Here is a 3,993-nt window from a genome sequence, read left to right as displayed (position 1 = left end):
AAGGGGCGCGATCAGGATCCGGCACAGCATCGGGCGGTGAGAACCAGGACAGGCCTCCTCCAGCACAAGTGCCCGACCTCGCTCACCTTCTGGTCTCCGCAAGCCCTGACTATGAATCAGGCCTGGGATCTAGGCCGGTTCTCCGATGGAGGGGTGTCCGGTGCAGTCTGTATCGATCTGTCTACTTGTCAGACAGATTTCTGCCAGCCCCCCCAGATAGGAAGCTGCCATCCATGTTCTCTGGAACAATGGTCTCGGCACAGATCACCGTGACCTCATCATCCTTGAGTTTCTTCTCCTCTGCCCATTGCCGGACGAGTTCCCAGAGTTCGAGCTTGGGTGAAGTCGGCTCTGCAGCCAGAACCGTCTCGGGGCTCGCCTTGATGTAGCGCAGGAGTTCGTCGTGCGAGAGCGGAGTCGGCGACTCCTCAGGGGCACTGCCGTCGGCGGGCCAGAAGATACACCGCAGCTCGGTCCTAACTCGGAGAAGTGCAAAGACTCCAGCTCTGGGCCCGCTTTTGCAAGAGCGCACACCGAAGGAAAGCGTGTTGGCCCGATGGATGTCCCTCTTCAGCGCCTCTGCCCGGTCGAGCAGATACATTGATGTAGGCACACGCGAGTACTCCCTGCGGAGTTGCTCGAAATCAAGGGCTCCTGTGTAAAAGTCGCGCACCAGCCCGATATCGTTCTCATCCATACGGGAGAGGTCGCGTTCATACTCATCCACGACTTGCGTGCGTGACAACTTGTCATACAGCTTGGACCGCTGTCCCAGACTCTGCCGGAGGCGCACCAGCCGCTCGAACAGATCGTCCCCGGGATAGAAGTTCAGCACTTCAATGGTGCGCACCTGCTTGGTAGGGCGATCCACTCGTCCAACACGTTGGATGAGGGAAAGTGGGGTCCAGGGCAGGTCGTAGTTGACAACGACGGCCGCGTCTTGAAGGTTCTCGCCCTCTGCAATGGCGTCCGTAGCGATGAGAATGTCAATATCGTCGCTTCGGGCTCTGCGTGAACGTCCCTGAGCAGTGGGGGCAAACCGCCGGATCAGCTTCCCACGCTCCTTTGTCGAGAGGCGCCCTGTCAGTGACTCGATTCTCTCATGGGGCAGCGCCCTGCTCAGAGCCTCCTTTAGGTATTCCACCGTATCGGTCCACAGAGAAAACACTAGGACCCTTTGGCCTGCAGCTCGCTCCTGGAGTGCGCGCACGAGTTCAGCCAGCTTTGTGTCCTCAAGAGGAGGAGCTGTCAGTCGCAGCAGGTCATGCAGGCTCGCATTGAAGGCTTCCTGATCCGCAGGGATGAGCAAGTCTTCGTACACCTCCAGGAGGTACTCGAGGGTCTTCTGGAGGGCACGAGGGCTGCTCTCGGCTCTTCTCATCAAGGTGAGCCTGAGAAGGCCTGCTGACGCGGCCATATCTCCCAAGGCGGGCGCATCATCCCCCACGATGCGCCTCCGTTCTGCCGCGGAGGGAGCCCTCCGGAAGTGGAAGCTCATCTTGGAGATGTACTCGAACGCCTGCTGGGCCGGTGAGGGGTACGAGAAGGGTCGAATCCGGATCACGCCAAAGTGGCGCAACTCTTTTCCGAACCGGAGTCCAGTCCCACGCTTGCCTCGTTCATTGGTACCGAAGTGCTGGATGATGAATGGGAGGGTAACATTCACAACCCGGCGCGCCTTCAGGATGTCATCGATCTTTTGGAGTGGTGGCTCGGAGACCAGCTGCAGCAACGCGTTTAGATCTTCCAGGCTCTTGCTCATGGGAGTCGCCGAGAGAAGCAGCAGGCGGGGCGTGTGGGAGTCCTCGCGGTGACCCACGAACTGATGCAGGGTCTCGAAGCCGTTGGTCTCCTGGTTCCTGAAGGCGTGACATTCATCGACGATGACGAGATCTGTCTCTTTGGCGTTGCTGAGGAGCCGGCGGACGCGCTCATCTTTCCCTTCGGCGGGCTCTCCTTTTCCCTGGACGATGCCGTGGGTGACGACTTTGGGGTGGAGGCCAAACCGATCGAATTCGTCCTCCCAGCTGCGCCGGAGACGCGGATTCGGGCAGACGACGATGATTCGCTGCACATCGTGCTGCAAGGTGAGCACCTTGGCGACGTAGCACGCCATGACGGTTTTGCCGGTGCCTGTTGGCGAGACCAGGAGCGCTCCACGCAACTCGCGGAGGGCGTGCAGTACCGCGCCGACGATCGGCTCCTGGTAGTCCGCGAGCCGCCGGGGAGTCTCCTTGGAGAGGTGGGGAATCTTCGGAAACAACTCCGTCAACACCCGTAGGTAGAGCAGATAGGGGGTCGTGAGCGACTCGAAGACCCAGCTCTCTTCGAGCGCACGAAGCACCTCTTGAGTCCATTGCGTTGCACGCTCGAATAGGTCGTCGAAGCGCTCGCGGTAGTAGTCGATGGCTTCGCGCTCGTGGACGACGTAGCCACATTCGATGTTCGACTGCAGGCCCCCCTTCGACAGGTTCGCTGACGTGACGTAGATCGCGTACTCGTCGAAAAGATAGACCTTGGCGTGCAGCTGCGACTTGTAGCGCGGCTCGAAGATCTTGACCTTCACGCGCCCGGTGACGACACCGCGGTGAAGTTCGCGGATGGCGTTCTCCTTCGCGGGTGTTGGCGAGCCTGCCGTGATGCTCTGCCGAAAGCGCTCAAGGATCTGCCCCACACTCTCGAAGGTGGACTCGGACCCTACGAGTAGGCGCAACTCGGCCCCACTGAGTGGCTCGACAAGCAGCTCGTAGCCACCGACGGAGAGATAGGCCGTTGCACACCGCAGCAGCGCTGTTCCTGGACCGAGGGCCTGGACGACACGCCTTGACTCGCCGCTGTCAAGCACGGCGATGTGCCCTAGCGCTTGGGACTTCCTGGTTCCCTGGTGAATGCCCGTTTCTCGGTTCACAGCAGGATGGAACGGCATCCAAGCCTGCATCCACAGCTTCAGCGTGGAGGCCCGGCGGCCAACAGTCTCGCCATGGAGAGTCACTGCTTTGAGGATGAACTTCTTCGCGCTCTGACGCCGTACTGAGACGAGGTTGGGCGCTCCGTACCAATTCGCCCAGGCTCGTCCACACTCACTGTTCTCGAAAGCGAGTGCCAAGCGTGCTCGGCGTGCTCGGTCATCGAGGGTGAGCAGCACGCGCCCCGCTGCTCGCAAGCGGTTCTTTGACGAGACCAGCCCGAGTATTTGCGCCGCCTGAGTGTAGTAATCCACCTGTCGCGGTGCGATCCCGAGTCCTTCTGCGTCGATGGGAAGGCCCTTACTGATGCGCTCAACGAGTTGGAGGATGCGGTCCGGCTTGTCCGCTTGTGGCACCAAGCTGCCGTCGAGCTTCTTTTCCGGCGAGGGGGATGGGCTTTCGAGGGGCTTTCCATCTGGGCCGGTGAGCGGGAGGGTACTCTCGGTGCTGGGATGACGACGGCCCATTCCTGTCTCTCTCCCTGGCAACAGGGGCCACAAAGGCGGCGAGAGCCAGTGTGGCGTGCTTCCAGGAACCACGGCAAGCCCACTCCACCCTTCAGGGCGCGGCGTTGTAGACTAGGTCTCCGCCCACCACGGTGATCCGCACCTGGGCCGTGAGCAGATCCGTCGGCTGTGCGTCCACCGGATCCACCGAGAGCGCCACGAAGTCCGCGTTCATCCCCGGCTTCAGCCGCCCGCGCAGGTTCTCCATGAACGACGCGTAGGAATTGCCCACCGTGAAGCCCCCTTGAGTGTGCATCCTCGCCGCTGAGGCGCTGGTCCGGAAACCACTCGCAGGCTGAGAGTGGTGGCGTACCTGAAGGGTAAGTCCTCGCCGTGCCCCGTCCTGACACGGAGCAGACCCGCCCGGGCCGCACGGCGGGAGCAGTGGTCAGCTCTGGGCCTTCGGCAGCGTGACGGTGCCCGGGTTCTCGATGGCAGCGAGCGCAGCGCGCCGCAGGTAGTGGCCGGGGTCCTCACCGCGCAGCCGCGCTGTCTCGATGAGGGAGTAGAAGAGCGCCGCC

Annotated in this window: 2 protein-coding genes; both read right to left on the bottom strand. The window is 61.8% G+C overall.

Annotation, left to right across the window (positions count from 1 at the left end):
* Positions 1–181: 181 nt before the first annotated feature.
* On the bottom strand, positions 182–3,433 hold the full coding sequence (locus tag SYV04_RS43590) for a helicase-related protein (protein ID WP_321552055.1): 3,252 nt from the start codon (positions 3,431–3,433) through the stop codon (positions 182–184).
* Positions 3,434–3,524: 91 nt separating this feature from the next.
* Positions 3,525–3,728 carry an amidohydrolase family protein gene (locus SYV04_RS43585; protein WP_422724034.1) on the bottom strand — a complete coding sequence of 68 codons (204 nt, stop codon included), beginning with the start codon at positions 3,726–3,728 and terminating at the stop codon, positions 3,525–3,527.
* Positions 3,729–3,993: the final 265 nt, after the last annotated feature.

The sequence above is a fragment of the Hyalangium ruber genome, assembly GCF_034259325.1.
Taxonomy (GTDB): domain Bacteria; phylum Myxococcota; class Myxococcia; order Myxococcales; family Myxococcaceae; genus Hyalangium_A; species Hyalangium_A rubrum.
The sequence above is the reverse complement of the archived record's forward strand: the minus strand, read 5'-3'. Positions and strand labels throughout refer to the sequence as shown.